At 51.4% G+C, this 20,882-nt stretch carries 15 protein-coding genes; 10 read left to right on the top strand and 5 right to left on the bottom strand.

Going from position 1 to position 20,882, the window contains the following annotated elements; genetic code table 11:
* Nucleotides 1-243: 243 nt before the first annotated feature.
* The 5 genes from ACTG33_RS01855 to ACTG33_RS01835 form a co-directional block, all read right to left on the bottom strand.
* Complete coding sequence (locus tag ACTG33_RS01855; protein WP_439133472.1) at nt 244-2,847, bottom strand: putative bifunctional diguanylate cyclase/phosphodiesterase; 2,604 nt, start codon at nt 2,845-2,847, stop codon at nt 244-246.
* Between the two features lie 245 nt (nt 2,848-3,092).
* A complete protein-coding gene (locus ACTG33_RS01850; protein ID WP_439133471.1) occupies nt 3,093-6,221 on the bottom strand; it encodes an efflux RND transporter permease subunit in 3,129 nt (1,042 codons plus the stop codon).
* Between the two features lie 106 nt (nt 6,222-6,327).
* Nucleotides 6,328-7,470 (bottom strand): efflux RND transporter periplasmic adaptor subunit, encoded by a 1,143-nt coding sequence (locus ACTG33_RS01845; protein ID WP_439133470.1) that lies wholly within the window; start codon nt 7,468-7,470, stop codon nt 6,328-6,330.
* Between the two features lie 231 nt (nt 7,471-7,701).
* Nucleotides 7,702-8,208 (bottom strand): transcription elongation factor GreB, encoded by a 507-nt coding sequence (gene greB / locus ACTG33_RS01840; RefSeq protein ID WP_439133469.1) that lies wholly within the window; start codon nt 8,206-8,208, stop codon nt 7,702-7,704.
* Nucleotides 8,208-10,208: a prolyl oligopeptidase family serine peptidase gene (locus ACTG33_RS01835; RefSeq protein WP_439133468.1), complete on the bottom strand. Its 2,001-nt coding sequence runs from the start codon at nt 10,206-10,208 to the stop codon at nt 8,208-8,210. Before ACTG33_RS01835 ends, greB begins: the two co-directional genes overlap by 1 nt.
* Nucleotides 10,209-10,351: 143 nt before the next feature.
* Between ACTG33_RS01835 and tilS the strand changes: the two genes are divergently transcribed.
* The 10 genes from tilS to ACTG33_RS01785 all read left to right on the top strand — a co-directional run bounded on the left by tilS (nt 10,352) and on the right by ACTG33_RS01785 (nt 20,873).
* A complete protein-coding gene (gene tilS / locus ACTG33_RS01830; RefSeq protein WP_439133467.1) occupies nt 10,352-11,677 on the top strand; it encodes a tRNA lysidine(34) synthetase TilS in 1,326 nt (441 codons plus the stop codon).
* A 275-nt stretch (nt 11,678-11,952) separates the two neighbouring features.
* Nucleotides 11,953-13,581 (top strand): CTP synthase, encoded by a 1,629-nt coding sequence (locus ACTG33_RS01825; RefSeq protein ID WP_439133466.1) that lies wholly within the window; start codon nt 11,953-11,955, stop codon nt 13,579-13,581.
* Nucleotides 13,582-13,662: 81 nt separating this feature from the next.
* Nucleotides 13,663-14,514, top strand: a complete 852-nt coding sequence (gene kdsA, locus ACTG33_RS01820) for a 3-deoxy-8-phosphooctulonate synthase (protein ID WP_439133465.1) — start codon at nt 13,663-13,665, stop codon at nt 14,512-14,514.
* A gap of 199 nt (nt 14,515-14,713) precedes the next feature.
* Entirely contained in the window at nt 14,714-16,009 is a 1,296-nt protein-coding gene (eno, locus tag ACTG33_RS01815) for a phosphopyruvate hydratase (protein WP_439133464.1), read from the top strand.
* Nucleotides 16,010-16,153: 144 nt separating this feature from the next.
* Nucleotides 16,154-16,438, top strand: a complete 285-nt coding sequence (gene ftsB, locus ACTG33_RS01810; protein ID WP_439133463.1) for a cell division protein FtsB — start codon at nt 16,154-16,156, stop codon at nt 16,436-16,438.
* A gap of 17 nt (nt 16,439-16,455) precedes the next feature.
* Nucleotides 16,456-17,190 carry a 2-C-methyl-D-erythritol 4-phosphate cytidylyltransferase gene (gene ispD, locus ACTG33_RS01805; protein ID WP_439133461.1) on the top strand — a complete coding sequence of 245 codons (735 nt, stop codon included), beginning with the start codon at nt 16,456-16,458 and terminating at the stop codon, nt 17,188-17,190.
* A 48-nt stretch (nt 17,191-17,238) separates the two neighbouring features.
* On the top strand, nt 17,239-17,712 hold the full coding sequence (ispF, locus tag ACTG33_RS01800; RefSeq protein WP_439133460.1) for a 2-C-methyl-D-erythritol 2,4-cyclodiphosphate synthase: 474 nt from the start codon (nt 17,239-17,241) through the stop codon (nt 17,710-17,712).
* Between the two features lie 232 nt (nt 17,713-17,944).
* Complete coding sequence (locus ACTG33_RS01795; protein WP_439133459.1) at nt 17,945-19,819, top strand: methyl-accepting chemotaxis protein; 1,875 nt, start codon at nt 17,945-17,947, stop codon at nt 19,817-19,819.
* A gap of 209 nt (nt 19,820-20,028) precedes the next feature.
* On the top strand, nt 20,029-20,337 hold the full coding sequence (locus ACTG33_RS01790) for a metalloregulator ArsR/SmtB family transcription factor (RefSeq protein ID WP_439133458.1): 309 nt from the start codon (nt 20,029-20,031) through the stop codon (nt 20,335-20,337).
* Complete coding sequence (locus ACTG33_RS01785; RefSeq protein ID WP_439133457.1) at nt 20,334-20,873, top strand: rhodanese-like domain-containing protein; 540 nt, start codon at nt 20,334-20,336, stop codon at nt 20,871-20,873. Before ACTG33_RS01790 ends, ACTG33_RS01785 begins: the two co-directional genes overlap by 4 nt.
* Nucleotides 20,874-20,882: the final 9 nt, after the last annotated feature.

Here is a 20,882-nt window from a genome sequence, read left to right as displayed (position 1 = left end):
GGCTGCAAAGAAGATGCCAGCATGCTGATTAGGGTGTTTATGTTTATTTTTACGTCAAAAACACTGTTTATGCATTTTAACGGTGCATAAATGGATTATTTCTGATGGTTTATTTTGGTGTCTAGGCAACTTGTGTGCGAGTGGTTGTGTTCATTGTGGTGCATTGTGACCTATAAAGGTGCTAATTGGTGTTGTTAGACGTCATGAACAGTCAGGTTGCATGAGAAGGAGTGAAGGCTTGGATTAGTATCTGGATCGGGTGTTAGCGAGATCGATCCGCTCGCTTTCCAGCATCAAAATGGCCTTGTGGGCGGGAATTGGTTTGCTGAAAAAATACCCTTGGGCCAGGTCGCAGTGGTTGGCTTTCAGGAAGGACAGTTGTTGAGCGGTTTCGACGCCTTCCGCGACGACGGAGAAGTGAAGTTGTTTGGCCAGGAAAATGATGACAGAAGAGATTTGCATGTCGCTCTCGCTGTCGGGGATGTCTTTAATGAATTCCTGATCGATTTTCAGTGTGTCGACCGGCAGGTTTTTCAGGTAGCTCAGTGAGGAGTAGCCGGTGCCAAAGTCATCAATGGCGATACGGACGCCCATCTCTTTGATTTTTTTGATGACTTCGAGCCCAGCGCTCATGTTTTTCATCAGTAGAGTTTCGGTGATTTCCAGTTCCAGTCGACTGGGATTAATGGGGTACTTTTGCAGGCATTCGTGCAAAAACACCAGGAAGCTTTCTTTGGTGAAGTGTGTGGAGGAGATGTTTACTGCCAGAATGATGTCAGGGTAGTGGGGCTCAAGCACCTTTAATTGACGGAAACTGGCTTCCAGAACCCAGTTGTCCAGCAGGCTGATAAAACCCATGTTTTCCATGGCGGGTATGAATTCGCTGGGCGGCAGCGTGCCCCGATCCGGATGATCCCAGCGCACCAGCGATTCAAATCCCTTGATGATGCCATCCATATTTACTTTGGGTTGTAAGTAGAGCGTAAATTCACTCTCTTCGAAGCCGCGGCGGAGTTCACTTTCCAGCGATAAGTTGTCGTGCGCTTCGGCAGCCATTTGAGAGTTGAACAGTCGGTGAGCATTGCCGCCGCTTTGTTTGGCCTTGTACATGGCAATTTCAGCGTGTTTCACCAGATCTTCCGGAGTGTCTTCAAGGGTTGCCGTAGAGACACCAATACTGCAACTGATCACAAGAGAGGTGTTGTCTACAACCAGGGGTTTGCGGACCAAATCCTGAATCTTTTGAGATAGAGCCTGCAATTGTTCGGGGCGACGTGCTGAGCGCAACAGGATCGCAAATTCATCACCGCCAAGTCGGGCTACCAATCCGAGAGAGTGAATTGCGCCTTTCAGACGCTTGGCCATTTTTTCGAGGAGAACATCACCGAGTTGATGTCCCAGCGAGTCATTGATCCGCTTAAAGTTATCGAGATCCAGTAAAATGACGGCCACGAGATTCTCGCGAGGGCTTCGGGCAAGATGCTCCAGGTCACTTTGGATTTCGTATTGCAGCAGGTGTCGGTTTGCAAGGCCTGTCAGAGGATCAAACAAAGACAGACGCTCGACTTCCTGAGTGCGAATGTCGACGGTTTTTTCCTGGGTTTCCAGCTGATAAGAGAGGGCGGAGAGCGAAGACTCTGCCTCGTTAAATTCTCCCATTCCATATTTGCTCTGATTTTGTCGCAGCTGTTCCCGTAACTGTTGATATTGCTTCTTGCCCAGAAGGGGCAGCAGGGAGGCGTACCGATGAAGACGCTGGCTGAATCTCTCAATCGTCGTAAAGATGATAAAGCTGATAATCAGGCTTAAACCAAGATAGATCAAACCTAACAGCAGCAGGCTTTTGTGTTGCTGCCAGGCTAATGGTGAGGCTTCACTGTGTTGCAGAAGGTACAAGTTGTCAGCGTAGTCATTGGGAAAAGAAATCAGAGACCACACGCTACCACGTGTCGGTGCCATCAAGTTCGGTTCTTGAGTAATGACAGGCTGTTTTTGGATTTTAGTCCACAATGACAAGTCTCTGTTCAGTGGCAGTGGCAGCTTGGAGACTGATTCGACAGCATGATCATTTTGCTTGTTTTCTGACTGCGAAAGCTGAAGATACTGAAATTGCCAGCTTTGCTCACCACGACGTTTGGTGAGCAGTAGCCCTGAAGACTTAATGTCAGCAAGGCCCGGTGTGTCCAAATTAGCGTTAATGGCTAGCGGTTGAAGAATGTCCCTGACGACTCTTAGCTGTCCATTACGCAGCTGTCCATTACGCACCTGCCCGCTACGGTTACCCTCAGTGGTGGCGTTGCTTGAGCGGGGTTGGAGGGCGACATTGATCTTGGTTAGCTCAACACATTCATCGGAATAGCAGCGAACCTGGCTGTGAATATCTCCGTTTTTATGAGGCAGTCCAAACCATTCCTGATATTGATCCATAATGGCTGCATCGCCAGCGGTACTGGTGTGATTGCCGTTATCCCATGTAACAGAGAGGAAGCCCTGATCGCGGTGTTGTTGCCACCAGTTGTGAAGCATCAGAGGGTTCGGCAGGTCAGGGTTTTGCTGGTCGATAAATTGTTGGACAGCTGTCAGCGTGGTGTGTCGGAACTGTTCGGTAAAATGGTCGAGTTGATGTTGCTGGAATACTTGTTTTTGCGAGTAGAGTTGTTTCAGATCGGCTTGTTGAATGCGATGCTGAAGCCAAAGAAGACCGCTAAACACGGTGCTCAGCAAGATGAAGGCAATTAAGGATGCAGTAAAAGGCCAGCGCGCACGACGGTCACGAGTGTCTTGCTTGCCGGGTGGAGGTTGCTGGCCAGACGATGGGTTGCTGGATATGGGGGCAGGTTCGTTCATGGCATCCTTTCGAAAATCTCTGCGCTGATCCAAAAAATCATTTGGCGCTTAATATAAGAGTAGTAACCTTTGTGCAGTTACTTGTATCTTACTGCAGCTCTAATGCCAGCCGCGGCCGGATCGTCTCTTGGAGGCTTATTTAATCGTAAAACCTGCCAAGTTCATAGTTCATCCTTGTGTCGTCTACAAGATCTTCATGATGAATGTGATGTAAATCGGGCCTGGGTGTGAGCCAGGCCACGGTTTTAGGCTGTCCTGGTGGAACCGTCTGTCGGCGGGTGTTTTTCTTTCAATACCAGCATCAACAAGCAGGGCAAAAAAGTCAGGGTGATTACCGTAGAGAACAAAATACCCATTAATACGACGATGCCTACTCCGCGATAGAGTTCGGTGCCGGCGCCCGGAATCAATACCAGCGGAGCCAGGCCAAATATCGTGGTCATGCTGGACATCAATATTGGACGAAGTCGAGTGGAGAGTGCAGACATGACCGCATCTTTAACAGAAGTGGCTGCGGCTTCCAGATTTTTACGGGTTTGATCCACGATCAGAATGGGGTTGTTGACCACGGTGCCCAGCAGAATCAAAAAGCCCAGCATGGTGATCATGTCGAAAGGTTGTCGGAAGCCAGCCCCGTTGAGGGCGATCAATCCGACCAGCCCGCCCGCCAGCCCCAGAGGGATGGTCGTCAGGATGATCAGCGGGTAGCCCCAGTGGTGGAAAATGGCGACCAAAAGCAGATAAATAATCAGTAGAGCTACCGCAAAATTTTCGGTCAGAGCGATTCGTGTGGCGTCTAATTGATCTGCTGCGCCAGATATGTCGATTGACACGCCGTTGTTGATTTCGCCTTCAGCCTGCATGTTGGGGATCAGCTCGTTTTGTACTTTTGCCACAGCGGTTTCCAGAGCCACAGAGCGGGGAGGAATGATTCGCAGTGTCACGGTGCGGTTGCCGTCCACCCGTCGAACCGATGTGCTGTCGACTGTTTCCTGCAAGGTGGCCAGAGCTTCCAGCGGCACGACGGTACCGGAAGGTGTCATGACTGGGAGTTGACCCAGCCTTTCCAGTTGTTGTCCCTGTCCGGCGCTACTGAACAAAAAGATATCGACCTTGTCGTCCTCCAGAAAAAACTCATCGGCAAAGACACCATCACTGAGGGCGGCAACTGCGTAACCAAAATCCTCAGCGCTGTACTGGTACTCGGTCAGGCGCTCCCAGTTCGGGCGAACTTCCACCAAGGGTTGGTCAAGAGTCAGCGAAGAGGGTTCTGATTGAATCTGCGGGTTTTCAAACAGAGCTTCAGCCCGTTGATAAGCATCGTCCGCTGTAGCATAGAGCAGTGCCAGGTCCGGGCCTGAGATGTCCAGATTCACGGCTCGGGTGCCACCGTTGTTACTGGAGATAATCGAACCGCGGGAGGCGAAAGCACGCATGCCGGGATAGCTGCGGAACAGCGTGGTGAGTGAGTCCATCATTGGGTTGATGTCCTCTTCGCGGACGGGTTCGCTCATGACCCAGATCATGGAAGAGGAGACACTCAGTGCGAAGTATTTCAGTGCCGGGATCGGCATTTCGCCGCGATCAAAAGCCGTCGGGTCGGCATTGATTGTCGGTACCATGATGGAACGAACTTCATCACCAATCTTTGCCATTTCCACCAGATTATAGCCCGGTGGTGAAATCATTCGAGTGAATGCCTTGGGTTCTTCCCCTTCCGGTAAATACTCCGCCGGAGGCATAAAGACGGCTGCGATCCCCAGTGTCATTACCAGCGTAGTCACAATGCACAGGCCTCGTCGGAGTGGGGTTTGCAGAAGATTGCTGATCCAGTGGAGAATCTTGCCACGGGGAACTGCCTGTGGTGTATCGCCAGTTGCCACTGCGCTGCTGAAACCCAATCGGGAGCTTGCCGATGGCACAACGGTAACGGCCACCAGCATGGAGACAATAATAGCGGCCGAAATGGCAATGGCGATATCCGAATACAGCTGGCCGGCTTCTTCCTGTACAAACAAAACCGGAGCGAATACCAATACGGTGGTGAGCGATGATGCCAATACCGCAGGCCACACATCTCGGACGCCGGCCAATGCCGAATCGAGTAGGTTAAGACCCCGACGTCTTGCCTGTTCAATGCTTTCCAGTACGACAATGGTGTTATCCACGGTCATGCCAATGGCAAAGGCCACACCGGCGAGTGAGATAACGTTGATGGTGCGCCCAAACATCAGTAAGCCGATAAAGGCGGCGATGGTACAAATTGGAATGCTCATTACCCCGACCATGGTGGCGCGGCCAGATCGCAAAAATAAAAACAGCACCAGGGTGGCCAGTGCCGCACCCAGAGCCAGGTTAGTCCAGACGTTTTTGATGGAAGCCTGTACATAGCGGACATCGTCACCGATCAGCTGCATTTGCAGCCCGTTGGGTGCGAGTAAATCGTCCTGCATAGCTTCGACAATGGGCAGCAGATCCTGCTTGATTTGAATGACGTTGGAACCAGGTTCACGATTGACTGCCAGCCGGATGGTGCGTTCATTGCCGGTGTAGGAAATGTTGCGTACTTCAAAGTGATCCAGCTTTACGGTGGCGACATCTTTCAGGCGAACATTGGCATTCCCTTCGCGTGTAAGGATCAGGTTTTCCAGCTCCGCAGGACTTTCAAATCGTCCCACGGTACGCATGAGGTAGCGGCGTTTGCCACTGTCGATGTCGCCGGCGGAGGTGTCTTTGTTGCGACCGCGAATGGCGTTGCGAACTTCGCTGAGCGTAAGCCCCCGTTGAGCCAGCTTTGTAGGATCGAGCAAAATCTGTAATTGACGCTGTGAGCCGCCGCGGATCTGCACTTCTGAAATGCCGGTGACGCGTTCCATGCGCGGGCGAACATGGTCATCAACAAAGTCGTACATCATGTCCATGTCCAGCTCTAACGGATTGTTGGGCAGGGTCATGACGCTGAAATACATGAAGGCATTTTGTGAGAACGAGCTACTAAACAGCCGTGGCTGGTCGACGTTTTCAGGGTAGGACGGTACCTGGCTCAGTGCGTTACTGACTTCGATCAGAGTCTCATTGATATCAACCCCAAACGGAAACTCCATTTCGATCGAGGCTTCGCCGGTTTCACCCCGCGAGGTCATGCGACTCAGATTGGGCACAGTGCGCAGATAGCGTTCCTGTTCGATCAGGATTTCTTTTTCAATATCCTGCGGCGTAGCTCCAGGCCAGCCAGTGACCACGCTGATGGTGCGCACTTCCAGATCAGGAATCATCTGGATTGGAATGCGGAAGGCGGCCACTATTCCGAGTACACAGATGATCAGTACCGCGACCGTTAGTATTATTCCATGGCGAATACTGGCTTGAAACATAGATTCTTCCTGATGATTCTTCTTTTCAGAGCGTGTGGTTAGAAGCCACAGTGAACGCTATCGATGACTGGTGCGTTATGGCTGCTGACTAGCGCGTTATGGTTGATTAGGGTGCTGTGTGCAGCTCAACGCTTTCCGTTGTGGACTGAATACTCACAGGCTGGTTGTGTCGCAGAATCTCGTTGCCGCGAACGACAACTCTGTCGTTCGCTTTCAGTCCATCGAGTACCTCAACCGAACCATTACTCTGCAGGCCGAGCTGCAATTTACGACGCTCTGCCAGTAGCTGATCACCCTGTTCGCTCACGACAAATGCACTGAAGCTGCCATCCGGACTGCGCAATAAAGCATCCCGGGGAATCATCAGGGATTTCTCATCGCTGGGAGAAAACTCAAAAACCGCCGTGGCAGAGGTGCCAGGCAGAAGTGTGTGCTGTGCGTTTTCCATGACCAGCCGTACCTGAATGGTACGCGAGCCGCTATTACTCACGGGAACAATAGCGGCGATCCGGCCCTCTGTTTGTGTTTGGTTTGAGGTGTCCGGGCGAATGTGTACTGGGGTGTTTGGCTTGAGTTGGGAAAAACGCTCTTGGGGAACCTGAACATCCAGATAAACTTTGTCGGTAGAGACCAGTTCAAAGGCGGAGGTGCCCGGAGTGATCCATTCGCCGGATTCGGTCAATTTACGACTGATGACGCCATCAAAAGGGGCAGCCAGTTTGTGCCATGCCAATCGAGCGGCCTGAGCCTGTTGTTCGGCTTTGGCGGCATCCAAAAGTGCGCTGGATGTGGCAAGAGCGGCCTTGCGCAATGTCAGTTCATTTTGGGGTAAGTGGTTTTGTTTGGTCAGGCGCTCGGCTTCTTTGACCAGTCGGATATCTTCCTGATAAGTCGCTTGTGCAGCTGCAGTCGCAGCCGAGTATTGCTGCAGTACGTGTTGCGCCAAAGCCGGATCCAGCGTCAACAAAATATCGCCAGCGGCCACCTGATCGCCGACATCGACATTAACCTCGGATACCAGTCCCTCAATTCGGGTGGATAGATTTGCGTGCTGTGCAGAGACCAGATTGCCAGTCAGGCTGAGTTGATAGGTTGGAATTGCGGTTTTTGGGAGCGAGATGGTTACAGGAGTCGGTTGTTGTGCCTGGGAGTTCTGCACCAGCAGCAGGGCAGCCGCCACTAGTCCATAAAGACAGTTTTTAATTGGGTTGAGAGTACAAAACTGAAAACCTGAATAACACCGTTCCATCAAATCAAAACCTTTTCCATGATCCCGCGACAGACCACTTATCCAACGACAGACCGCTTATCCAACGACAGAACACTGACAAGTGGTGGCCGGGCGGGGTGCCGGCCAATGAATACTCAACAATAGTGTATATAAAGATGGGCAGAATGGTTAGGGAGGAATGACTCTCATTAGCCTCTCCAAACTAATCTTTACAGTGTTAGCAGGCTTGAGTCTCCCTGATAGTAGAGATCACTCGTATTCCTGATAGTGGATATCAACCAGGTCGTAGCGTTGCTCTCCCTCGGGCAGTCGCAGCACGATTTCATCATCCAAACGCTTGCCCAGTAATTGACGAGCCAGTGGAGCGTCCATACTGAGTTTGCCTTCTTTTACATTGAATTCGTCCGGTCCGACAATTTGATAGGTGATTTCATCACCGTTGTCATCCGCCAGAGTGACGTAAGCGCCAAAGAAAACCTTTTCGCGATCGTCGGGTATGCGGTCAACGACGGTGAGTTCGTCCAGCCGTTTTGTCAGGAAACGCACACGGCTGTCAATTTCCCGCAGTCGCCGCTTGCCATAGATATAATCTCCGTTCTCGGAGCGATCGCCGTTTTTGGCCGCTTCGTGAACCACATCTGTGACCTGTGGGCGTTCAACTTTCCACAGTTGAGTGAGTTCTTCCTGCAAACGCTGAGCGCCCTGTGGGGTGATGTAGGTTGAGCCTCTGCCGCGGGGTGGCCGCCAACGTCCCATCAGCGTTGTTCTCCAGGGTCGTCTGCAGACAGGTTTTTAACTTCAACGGCTTCAATGCTGCCGGGAACATCAAAGCCAAATACCTGACCATAAAAGCTCCATTCGGCTTCCAGGCAGCGCTGGATGCTGCTGGCCATCCGGAAGCCATGACCTTCACCGGCGAAAGGCACATACGCTACTGGCACCTGTTTTCTGTCCAACGCATCGACCATTGCCTGGGCTTGATTGGGAGGGACGACCTTGTCATCTAGTCCCTGAAAAAAGATCACCGGGCAGTTGAGTTGTTCGGCGTGATGAATGGGGGAACGTTCAAGATAGAGCGGTTGTTCCTCGGGGTAGTCACCAACCAGAGTGTCGAGGTAGCGGGATTCAAACTTGTGGGTATCGGTCGCCAGAGTCTCAAGATCTCCAATGCCGTATAGGCTGGCACCGGCTTTAAAGGTGTCGCTGAAGGTGAGGGCAGCCAGAACGGTATAGCCGCCTGCGCTGCTGCCTTTAATGGCAACTTGATCTGGATTGGCGAGGCCTTGATCAATCAGGTAGTTGGCCGCAGCGCAGACGTCTTCCACATCGTGTACCCCCCATGCCCGATTGAGTTGTTCGCGGTATTCACGGCCGTAGCCGGTGCTGCCGCGATAGTTGACATCAATCACGGCAAAGCCACGGCTGGTCCAGTACTGAATCTTTAGATTGAGTCCGGTTTCGGTCGCGCCAGTGGGACCGCCATGACAGAGCACCACCAGAGGAGGGGCGCCATCTTCAGGACTCGTGACGTCAGGATTACAGGGCGGGTAGTAAAAAGCGTGAGCGGTAGCAGTGCCTGCTGAACCGGTAGCAAAACTCACGGCTTGTGGCTGGCTGATAAACCGGGCATCCAGAGGTGTGCTGTTGGATTGCGCAAGACACTGCATGGATTCCACCAGCGTGCCGGAGAGCTGCATCAACTGACTGGCTTGAGCCGGATTTGCAGCCAGAAACACGCTGCGCTGGTTTAAGCTTTGAATCTGGCTGATGTCGGTAAAATCCGTTTCCAGAGGCTGGCAGGTGTATTGATAGGCATCAATGTACGCCAGCTGCCACTGACCGTGCTGAGTGAAGCAGGCCAGAATCTCGTGCCCACTGAGAAAGCTGTAAGTGGACATGCCAAACACCCACTGCGGGGTGGCGAATTCTGCGTCGATGTTGGTGATGGCGGTTAAGCCCTCTTCATCCAGACGATAAAGATTCCACCAATTAGTGCGATCCGACACCAAAAACAGCTGGCCGGAAGGGCTCCACTGGGGTTGAAAGACCGACTCGCCCTGACCGCCGGCTACCAACAGCGGGTTGGATGGCAGGCCGTCACTGTCCAGCGGGCTCAGCCAGCACTCGGTGGTGTCCCAAGGCATGTGGGGATGGTCCCAACACAGCCAGCTCAGGTGGGCGCCGTCCGGTGACAGGCCCGGATTGGAAAAGAAATCATGTCCACTGACCAGCACTTCAACATCCTTGGGGGTGCTGATGTCCAGATCAATTGCGACTAGCTCGTTGATTTCCTCTTGCCCGGCCAGTCGATGATCTTCGCGGACACAGAGCAGGCGTTGACGGTGTGGGTCCAGACAAAAGTCTGCGTAGCGAAAGGGGCCTTGAGGGGTGAGAGGGATGGAATCGGTGCCCGTCCATTGATACACCCGTTGATCGTTGGCGTCGACGTAAAACAATCCCTGGTCCGAGACCAAATAGCTGGCGCCGCCATATTCATGGGCCTTGGTGCGAACGCTGATGTCTGTAGGCAAGACTTCCTGCGCGTTAGAGTCTTCACCAAATGCCTGAAACATCAACACGCAGCGACCTTGTTCCTGAGGCCTGGATTCAATCCAGTAGCTGCCGTCAGAGGATATTTGAGGTTCTCCCAGGCGCACACTTTGTTGTGTCAGCAAGTCGCTGGTTATAGGCGATGGCCAGCTGCCGTAAGGCAGAGTGTGTGGGGTGCTAGGGGATGCGTCTGCTTCTGTACTCATGAGAGATAGTTGCCAGTGTGTTTGAGAAAAGGGTTTATAGCGATGGTTGAGTAAGACTCAATGGGAGCATTGTAGGGCAGCTGATAGAATTGAGCCAAATGGCTGATAGAATTGGGCCAAATGAAAGCCTAACAGTGAAATTTATGCCAAGCGTTTCCGATATTGTACAGAAGTTTGTCACAGCCCATCCCGAGGTCAAGCGCTGGTGGGTGGCTTACAGTGGCGGGCTGGATTCGGCGGTGCTGTTGAAAGGGCTGGTGTCAGTGGGTCCTCCTCAGCCAGTTGTAGCTCTGCATGTGAATCATGGCTTGTCAGATCACGCAGAGGAGTGGCAGAGCCACTGTCAGAAGCAGTGCGATGATCTCGGCGTGGAATTGGTCGTCGAGAGGGTACGGGTTAAGGCGGATGGACGTGGCCTGGAAGACGCCGCCAGACAAGCCCGTTACGAGGCTTTCGAACGGCATTTGGCGTCAGGAGATGCTCTGTTGTTGGCTCATCATCAAGACGATCAGGCCGAAACGCTGTTGCTGAGGTTGATGCGGGGCAGTGGTCCGAAAGGAATGTCGGCGATGACTGATCAGCGCTCAGTGGCGAAAGGCGTGTTGTATCGGCCGCTTTTGGGTGTCAGTCGTACCACGCTGGAAGAGCAGGCCCGGCAATGGTCTTTGTCCTGGGTCGAGGATGACAGCAACAGCTCTCTCAGCTTTGATCGCAATTACTTGCGACATCAGGTTCTGCCCGCTGTGCGGGAGCGCTGGCCGGACTTTGCCGAGCAGTGGCAGCAGAGTGCCGGTCTGTGTCGTCAGTCTGAGGAATTGGTGCAAGAGGTCGCTACCGAAGATTGGCTGCGGATGGAATGGCGTCCGGAGCGATTGGGCAGCAGTATCAGTTTGACGGCGTTAAAGGCATTGTCATCCTTTCGCCGTGGTAATCTCCTGCGGTATTGGCTGGAGCAACAGGGTCTGCCTTTGCCGGAGCGTGTTCATTTGCAGGAAGTAGAGCATCAGCTGATTGAGGGGCGAGAAGACAGCTCGGCGGAGGTGGAGTGGGGAGGTGTCCGGTTGCGGCGATCCCGACAACGGCTGTTTTTGCTTCAGGAAGATAAGATTAGTAGCGCGCCAGTACCCGCCCAGCTGTGGGATGGCCGGGCGCCCTTACAGTGGGGCGGCTGGTCGCTCAGTCTGGAATCAGTAGAGCAGGGAGGGTTCAGGTTACCCGCCCAAGGATTCCAGGTATCTGCGCGTCTGGGGGGTGAGCGTTGCCATCCCAGCTGGAGGGATCGCTCTCAAACCTTGAAAAAGCTGCTGCAAGAGGCCGATATAGAGCCCTGGCTGCGCAGCAAGCTCCCGCTGTTGTGGGTCAATGGTGAAATTGCTGTGGTCGCAGACCTGTGGCATTGCAAAGGTTGGGAGGCCGATTCAGAGCCGGGTTATCGACTTATATGGCGGAGTTTGGATGGGGTGGAATAGGGATAGATCAAGCCATTTGAGCGTTCGCTGTTTGCTGTCTGCCCGAAAAGTCCGCGAAATGTCCGTTTCAGTCTGATTTCCTTTGTGGACAGCCCTATTTCCGATTGAGGCAAAGAGGGCTTTCCGGTAGACTGGCGTCCCATCTTAAGGGCTTGCTGTAGTTCCTGTTGAGACGGTCATCTGAGTGTGACGAAGACGGTCTTTCAATCCGGAACTCAACGATGATTTCAAGCGGCCTTACCCCAATATTTGATCGTTAATTCAGCAAGGTTCTTATGACGCGATATATCTTCGTAACTGGTGGTGTTGTTTCTTCTTTGGGTAAGGGCATCGCCTCCGCTTCTCTGGGTGCTATTCTGGAATCCAGAGGCCTGAAAGTAACGGTCTTAAAGCTCGATCCGTACATCAACGTCGATCCTGGTACCATGAGTCCTTTCCAGCACGGTGAAGTTTATGTGACTGAAGATGGCGCTGAAACCGACCTCGACCTCGGACACTACGAGCGCTTTATTCGTACCAAAATGAGCCGCCGCAATAACTTTACCACCGGCCGGGTCTATGAAACCGTGCTGCGCAAAGAGCGCCGCGGTGACTATCTGGGTGGCACCGTGCAGGTGATCCCGCACATTACTGACGAAATCAAGCGCCGTGTATTGGAAGGCGGTCGCGATGCGGACATCGCTCTGGTGGAAATCGGCGGTACTGTAGGTGACATTGAATCCCAGCCTTTCCTTGAGGCCGCCCGTCAGCTGAAAGTTGAACTGGGTCGTGAACGTGCTCAGTGGATTCATCTGACTTTGGTGCCTTATATTGCCACTGCTGGCGAAACCAAAACCAAGCCGACTCAGCACTCAGTGAAAGAGCTGCGTTCCATTGGTGTACAGCCGGAAATCCTGTTGTGTCGCTCCGAGCGGGAAGTGGATGAAGAGTCCCGTCGCAAGATTGCCCTGTTTACCAACGTCGCCGAGCGCGCTGTTGTGCCTTTGCCAGACGCCAAAACCATCTACTCCATTCCGCAAATGCTGAAAGACTACAAGCTGGACGAAATCGTTCTGGAAAATTTCGGTCTGGAAGCGCCAGACGCCGATTTGTCCGAATGGGATCGTGTGGTTGATGGCAAACTGAACCCTGAGCACGAAATCACTGTTGCGATGGTGGGTAAGTACATGGAGCTGCTGGACGCCTACAAGTCTTTGAACGAATCACTGACTCACGCCGGCATCCACACCCGTACTAAAGTGAACATGAAGTACATCAATGCGGAAGACGTCGAAACGGAAGGCACTTCCCTGATTGAAGGCGTCGATGCGATCCTGGTGCCCGGTGGCTTTGGCGAGCGCGGCATGGATGGCAAGCTGCAGGCTGTTCAGTATGCTCGAGAGAACAAGGTTCCGTATCTGGGGATCTGCTTGGGTATGCAATCGGTCGTGATTGAATTTGCCCGTAATGTCCTGGGTCTGAAAGACGCCAACAGTACGGAATTCTCCAAGGACACCAAAAACCCTGTGATTGGTTTGATCACCGAGTGGGTGACCGCTGATGGTGATGTCGAAAAGCGCGATGAAGCTTCTGATTTGGGTGGCACCATGCGTTTGGGTGCTCAGGAATGCCGTCTGGTTCCGGGCAGTAAAGCTCGTGAAGTGTACGATGCCGACGTGATTGTCGAACGTCATCGTCATCGCTACGAGGTGAACAACAATTATGTGGATCAGTTGCAAAAAGGCGGTTTGAAAATCGGTGGCTGGTCTGCGGATGACAACCTCGTTGAGATGGTCGAAATCGAAGACCACCCCTGGTTTGTGGCTTGTCAGTTCCACCCTGAATTCACCTCAACACCTCGTGATGGACACAAGCTGTTTACCAGCTACATCCAGGCGGCGCTCGATAACAAGCGTTCCTCTTAATACTAGAGCGGTTATTTAATACTGGAACGGTCATTTAATACTAGACGGTCTTTTTGATAGTAAACGTTTCTAAGGGAATCTATGAAAAGTAAGACGATCGCGGTTCAGGGGCTCGAAGTCGCCAACGACAAGCCGTTTACCTTGTTTGGCGGCATGAATGTTTTGGAATCCCGTGATATGGCCATGCAAGTGGCCGAGCAGTACGTCAAAGTGACTGAAAAGCTCGGTATTCCTTACGTTTTTAAGGCGTCCTTCGATAAGGCCAATCGTTCCTCAGTGCACTCGTACCGAGGCCCGGGAATGGAAGAAGGTCTGAAGATTTTCGAAGAAATCAAACAGACTTTTAATGTTCCCGTCATTACCGATGTCCACGAAATCTACCAATGTCAGCCTGTGGCTGATGTGTGTGATGTGATTCAGTTGCCAGCGTTTCTGGCTCGCCAGACCGACCTGGTTGAAGCCATGGCCAAGACCGGCGCAGTCATCAATATTAAAAAGCCACAATTCCTCAGTGCCGGACAGATGAAAAACATCGTCGACAAGTTTGCGGAATGCGGCAACGAGCAGGTCATGCTGTGCGAGCGCGGCAGCTGCTTTGGTTACGATAATCTGGTGGTAGACATGCTGGGCTTCCGTACCATGAAAGAAGTCAGTGGTGGTGCACCTTTGATCTTTGACGTGACCCACGCCTTGCAGTGTCGCGATCCTATGGGTGCCGCTTCCGGTGGTCGACGCCATCAAGTGGCTGAGTTGGGTCGTGCTGGTCTTGCGACGGGTCTGGCTGGATTGTTCCTGGAAGCGCACCCTGATCCGGATCAGGCGAAATGCGATGGTCCGAGCGCCTTGCCTCTGGACAAGCTGGAGCCTTTCCTGGCCGAGATGAAAGCTGTGGATGCCGTGATTAAAAACCTGCCTGCTTTGGATATCCGTTAACGGGTGGTTTGACTGGATAGCTACAGAGACGCATTTAATACATTTTTTAGCAGAATTTGATACCGCTAGAACAGAATTGAATGCAGCTCGAATAGAATACAGTTACAACAGAATTTAATAGTTCGAGATGTGAAGCGAGGGATGGTCATCTATTTCTTGTTGAGCGTTTCATCATTATACAAACGGAGAGTTTGCTGAAATGAGTAAGATTGTTGATGTCAAAGCCTACGAGGTGCTGGATTCTCGTGGCAACCCAACTGTCAATGCCGATGTCATTCTGGAATCAGGTGTGGTTGGTTCTGCGTGTGCACCTTCCGGAGCATCAACCGGTTCTCGTGAAGCCCTGGAATTGCGCGATGGTGACAAAGGTCGTTACCTGGGTAAAGGCGTTTTGAAAGCCGTTGCTAACGTTAATACCTCTATCAAAGACCTGCTGGTGGGTATGGATGCAGCAGATCAGCGCGGATTGGATCAGGCAATGATCGATGCGGATGGCACCGAGAATAAAGCTAACTTCGGTGCTAACGCTATTCTGGCAGTCTCCCTGGCAGCAGCCAAAGCCGCTGCAGCCGACAAAAACATTCCGTTGTATCAGCACATCGCCGACATCAATGGCACTCCGGGTCAGTACACTATGCCCGTACCGATGATGAACATCATCAACGGTGGTGAGCACGCCGACAACAACGTCGATATTCAGGAATTTATGGTCCAGCCAGTTGGCGCCAAGACCTTCTCAGAAGCTCTTCAAGCCGGTGCGGAAATCTTCCATTCCCTGAAAAAAGTACTGAGTGGCAAAGGCCTGAACACCGCTGTCGGTGATGAAGGTGGTTTTGCTCCGGATCTGGCTTCTAACGCTGATGCCCTGGCTGTCATTAAAGAAGCTACTGAAAATGCAGGCTACAAACTGGGTGACAATGTGACCCTGGCTTTGGATTGCGCCGCGTCCGAATTCTACAAGGACGGTCAATACGACCTGTCTGGTGAAGGTAAAGTCTACAGCTCCGAAGGTTTCAGTGATTTCCTGGCTGAGCTGTGTGAGCAATATCCGATTATTTCCATTGAAGATGGTTTGGATGAGTCCGATTGGGACGGTTGGAAATATCAGACCGATAAGCTGGGCGAAAAAATCCAGCTGGTGGGTGACGATCTTTTCGTAACCAACACCAAGATCCTGAAAGAGGGTATTGAGAAGGGTGTTGCTAACTCCATTCTGATTAAATTCAACCAAATTGGCAGTTTGTCCGAAACTCTGGACGCCATCAAAATGGCCAAGGATGCGGGTTACACTGTAGTTATCTCTCACCGTTCTGGTGAAACTGAAGATACTACGATTGCTGATCTCGCGGTGGCTACCGCTGCAGGTCAAATCAAGACGGGTTCTCTGTGTCGTTCTGACCGCGTATCCAAATATAACCGTCTGCTGCGTATTGAGGCGGAACTGGGTGCTGAGAAAGCTCCGTACCGCGGCATCGCAGAATTCAAGAAAGTCTAAGTCTGAATCTGTGTCAGCTAAAACAGGCCGGTATTCCCGGCCTGTTTTGTTTCTCGCCTCGTTTTTTAATGGCTGAAGCTCACTGTTCGTGTCCGATGATTGTGGTATCTTAGGACTGTCTTCCAAGGTGTGTCTGGTTTCGCTATGAAATGGCTTATCCCAATATTGCTGATTCTTCTGGTTGGTCTTCAATACCGCCTGTGGGTGGGTGAGGGTAGCTTGGCGGATGTAGTACGCCTGAATGACGAAATCAAAACACAGTCGCTTGAAAATGAACGTCTGCGCGATAGAAACCGGGTGCTGGCCACAGAAGTTAAAGGCCTGAAATCCGGCATTGATGCTGTTGAAGAGCGAGCCAGAGAAGATCTGGGTATGATCAAGCCAGACGAAACCTTCTTTATGGTTGTCGACCCCTCCGAGAAAAAATAAAAGGCCACAGCGTCAGTATGTCACACTCCCTATCTGAAGAAGGTTACTGGCAATCCGGTCAGGGTTACTGGGTGATTGTTCCGGCGGCCGGTGTGGGTTCTCGCATGGGAGCTAATAAGCCCAAGCAATACCTCACACTGAACAACAAAACCATTCTTGAACATACCCTGGAACGGTTGCTGCAATTGCCAAAGCTGAATGGCATTGTGGTCCTGGTACATCCTCTGGACTCCTATTGGTCGACGCTGTCTGTTTTTAATCACGACAAGATCAAAGTCATTGAAGGTGGTCGGGAACGTTGTGACTCGGTGTTGAATGGTCTGGATACTCTCGATGAGCACATGCAGCCTCTGGATTGGGTGCTGGTACACGACGCGGCTCGTCCCTGTGTCGATCTGAGGGATATTGAAGAACTGACTGAGAAGCTGGAAGAGCATCTGGTCGGTGGTATTCTGGGAGTTCCGGTCAGTGATACCGTCAAGCGTCTGAATGACAATTACGGTATCGAAGAAACCGTAGATCGGCGAGTATTGTGGCAGGCGCAAACACCGCAAATGTTCCGCTACGGAATTTTAGCCCGGTCTCTGCGTGCGGCTCTTCAGCAAGGGATAACCATTACCGATGAGGCTTCCGCAGTGGAAAATGCGGGTTACGTACCCTTGATGGTGGAAGGTCGTCGGGACAACATCAAAGTGACTCGTCCCGAAGATATACCCATGGCTGAGTTGATTCTCAAAATGCAGAGCGAATAGCGATGCTGGTTTTAGTCTCGTTATCACACATTTAGACAAGGTAATTGCATGCGCATTGGTCACGGCTACGACGTTCACGCTTTCGGCGAAGGTGAAAAAATTATCATCGGCGGTGTGGTGATTCCTCATGAGAGAGGGCTGGTTGCTCACTCCGACGGGGATGTGTTGCTACATGCGCTTTGTGATGCTCTGTTAGGAGCTGTGGCACTGGGTGATATTGGCAAGCACTTCCCGGATACTGATGCGAACTATAAAAATGCCGACAGCAGAGCCTTGCTGCGTATGGTGTTTGCCAAGGTCAAATCCAAGGGCTATCGCCTGGCAAATGCCGATATGACCGTTATCGCACAGGCGCCTAAGATGGCTCCACACATCGAATCCATGGTTCATAACATTGCTCAGGATCTGAATGCCGAGATGGGGCAGGTGAATGTTAAAGCGACCACCACAGAGAAACTGGGCTTTACCGGTCGCAAAGAGGGGATAGCGGCTCATGCTGTCGTCTTGCTGGAAGCCAGTTAACTTCCCCAAAAAGTGTCGTCATAATAATCTTTTCTCCTGTGACCCTCTGAAATACTTCAACCTTTGCCATCGCTCCTGGTGGTATATTTTTGCGATTTCTTCTTGATCTTGATTTTTTCTTTGCCAAGGCCTCATTAATTCCGAATTGATGGCCTATCGGGCTAAAGTTTAGGCTCTGTGCAGTCGATATAGAGAATTATGAATCACTCTATGACTCACAGGATTACTTCGAATGACCCTAACGATTAAACATAAACTGCTGATGGTGGCAGTTATCGCCGTACTGGGCCTACTGCTTGTTTGGGGGCTGGTGGTGATGAATTCTGCATCGCGAGAAAATCTGGAAGCTTCAGAACGGGTCCTATTGGGGACAGAAGCGACTATTCTCAAATTGCGCCGAGCAGAAAAAGATTTCATCGCCAGGAAGGAATTAAGCTATTTGGAAAGCTTCCAGCAGGACTATGTTCGAGCTGAGCGACAACTGAAGACCGTCGATCAATTGCTAGAAGGTTCTGGTGTAGATACTTCCAGCTTATTGGTTATGGAAGGCTATATCCAAACCTACAGCGATACCTTTAATCAGTTGGTTGAAATACAGCAACGTATTGGACTGGATAGCCAAAGCGGGCTGTACGGAACACTGCGCAAAGCGGTTCACGAAGTTGAGCAAAACCTGACAGATAACCCGGAAATTAAAGTGTCGATGCTTATGCTGCGTCGTCATGAAAAAGATTTTATGCTTCGTCGCGACATGAAGTACGTGGCCCGCTTCGATGAAGAGCTTAAATCGTTTAAATCCCTGGTGGAACAGGCTGCTGCTGAATTACTGCTGGCTCCGGATGTGGCCGAGCAGGCGTTAGTGTTAATCGATCGTTACTCGTCTGATTTTAATCAGTTAGTCGCCGCGGAACAGGAGATTGGCCTTAGCAAAAGTGATGGCGTCAGAGGCGATATGCGAAGCGCTATTCATGCGATGGAAGAACAATTTGAAAGTATGCTGGATGAGTTGGACACCAATATTATCGATGCTTTGGAGCAGGATAAAACACAGCTGATGGTGGCGATAATGCTCGTTATAGTCGTTGTCGCCGGTTTCAGTTATTGGGTATCCAGATCTATCTTTGTGCCTATTGGTCGCTTTAAAGACAATATGGTGAATATTGTTGAAACCCGCAACCTGAGTGTTCGTTTGAACCATCCAAATAACGACGAGCTGGGTCAGATGGGCGCCGCCTTCGATCGGATGCTGGATGTGTTGCAGGAAATGATGAAGCAAATTCAGGGAACGGCAACACAAGTCGGTGCCGCTGCTCATCAGATGTCAGGTTCCAGCGTTGAGTTACAAGATTTGTCGGCTTCTCAAAATCGAGAAGTGGAACAAGCTTCGGTGGCCGTCAACGAAATGAACAGCACTATTCAGGAAATTGCCCGTAATGCCTCTGAGGCCGCGGCAACCGTCACGCAGACCCTGGAAGAAGTCATGAACGGCACCCGCTCTGGCGAAGAGGCGAAAGGTGAGATTCAGTTGCTGACAGAAGAGGTTCAGGCGGCAGCAGCAGCTATGATCACGCTGGAAGAAAACAGCAAGAACATCGAAACGGTTCTGGACACCATTCAGGGGATTGCTGAGCAAACCAATCTGCTTGCCCTCAATGCTGCCATTGAAGCCGCTCGTGCGGGAGAGCAGGGCAGAGGTTTTGCCGTAGTTGCCGACGAAGTTCGTACCCTGGCTCAGCGCACGCAAGAATCAACGGTAACCATTCGCGAAACCATTGCAGAGTTCCAGAGCGGTACTCACGAAGTGGTTGGCAAGGTAACACGCTCCAATGAGCGTGCAGAAACCGGCATTAGCCTGGTGAGCCGCTCAGCGGAGATTCTGGCTAATATTCATAACATGATGCATCAGGTCAATGATATGAATACCCAGATTGCGACCGCAGCTGAAGAGCAAAGCCACGCGGCTGAAGAGATTAATCGCAACGTCAATCGTGTGGCGGAAATCTCCCACACCCTGACAGAACAAAGTGATAATACCTCGGCGGCAGGGAAAGAGTTATTGGTGATGGGCAATTCACTGAACGAAGTCGTTAATGAGTTCAAACATTAAGGAGTTTAATTTCTAGGAGTGAAGCCTTGTAGGCTTGCTTTCAAAAAGTAAAAAAGAGGCCTGATGGCCTCTTTTTTTTGCTCAGATCACTCATAGTTGTTTATATCGGACGTGCCATATAGATATACGTTTTATTACTATATTATATTAGCAGGATCTAATGTATTGGTTTATATTAGAGGTATCTAATATCTTTGGTTTGAAAGTCTATGGATCTCTCCAGATTACAAGTTCATGCGGGAGAAGCTGCATCGCTTCTGCAGCAGTTGGCCAACCCCAACCGCTTGATGATCGTATGTACCTTAATTGATGGCGAAATGTCAGTGGGTGAGTTGAACGAGAGGATAGCATTGAGCCAGTCGGCTCTCTCGCAACATTTGGCGAATTTACGTAAGGCCAATTTAGTGGCGACCCGGAGAGAAGGTCAGACTATTTTTTATCGCATTCATGGGGATCGTGCCGTGCGTGTGGTTGCCTTGTTGAAAGAGTTATTTTGTCCGGATGAGGATGTGTTATGAGCTATCAAACGATATCGGCCGATGAATTTGCCAAGCGTATTCAGAGCGACGATCGCCCACTGTGTGTTGATGTGCGTACCAGTGCGGAATATGCCGGTGTGCGTTGTCAGGGATCCGTCAATTTACCCTTGCAGGACTTAACGGCAGACCAGTTAAAGGAGGTTGTGCTGGATAGGGCGTTGGGGGTGGATAGTACGGTATATCTGATTTGTCAGGCGGGTAAACGCAGTGAAATGGCAGCAGATAAAATCTGTTCTGAGCTAACCAGTCCAGTCTGTGTGGTGGCAGGAGGTGTTCAGGCTCTGCCTGCCAGCGTGCAGGAGCGTGGAGAGCAAAATGTTATGTCACTTGAGCGCCAGGTGCGCATAGCCGCAGGGGCTTTGGTGTTGCTGGGTGTGGTTGCGGGAGTATTTGTGACGCCTTGGGCTTACGCTTTGTCCGGATTTGTCGGCGCTGGTTTGGTGTTTGCTGGTATTACGGATACTTGCGGTATGGCTATGGTGTTGGCTCGTATGCCTTGGAATAAAGCCGCCTGAGAAAGAAAG

It is taken from the genome of Pseudomaricurvus sp. (genome assembly GCF_965662505.1).
Classification (GTDB): Bacteria; Pseudomonadota; Gammaproteobacteria; order Pseudomonadales; family Cellvibrionaceae; genus Pseudomaricurvus.
This window is presented reverse-complemented; position numbering and strand designations above follow the sequence as displayed.